The 454-nt window shown below is 56.2% G+C and carries 1 protein-coding gene; it reads right to left on the reverse strand.

All coding sequences use genetic code 11. The features are described from left to right. Nucleotides 1-454 (reverse strand): enolase C-terminal domain-like protein (locus HBA93_RS18635; protein WP_286202049.1); only part of this gene is annotated, 454 nt, incomplete at both ends.

A 454-nucleotide genomic window follows, 5' to 3' on the forward strand; every position in this document is an offset into this window, starting at 1 on the left:
GAAATACCAATGCCAGCTTCCGATGGTGCAATCGCGTGGCCATCCCTAATTTCCATGCCTTTGGTGGTCAGGTCATCAAGCTGCGGAATATATTCGACATAGCGTCCGTTCTGCACGGCACAGGTGAGGCTGACATGCAGTTCCATCAGGAAGTGCGGGCAAACCGGAATGTCGAAGGCTTCTGCGGCATGTGCCACTTTCAGCCATGGTGTGATACCGCCGATGCGCGCCACATCCACCTGCACGATGGAGCAAGCGCCCTTCTGCATATATTCGCGGAAATGGCGGATCGAATAGATCGATTCACCCACCGCAATCGGCGTTGGTGTCGAACGCGTCAGGCGGATATGGCCATCAAGATCATCAGCCGGAAGCGGCTCTTCGATCCACGCCAGATCAAGTTCTTTCAGGCGCTCGGCGCGGCGGATCGCTTCATCCACCGTAAAGCCCTGAT

The sequence above is a fragment of the Ochrobactrum sp. SFR4 genome (assembly GCF_019730395.1).
Lineage (GTDB): Bacteria > Pseudomonadota > Alphaproteobacteria > Rhizobiales > Rhizobiaceae > Pseudochrobactrum.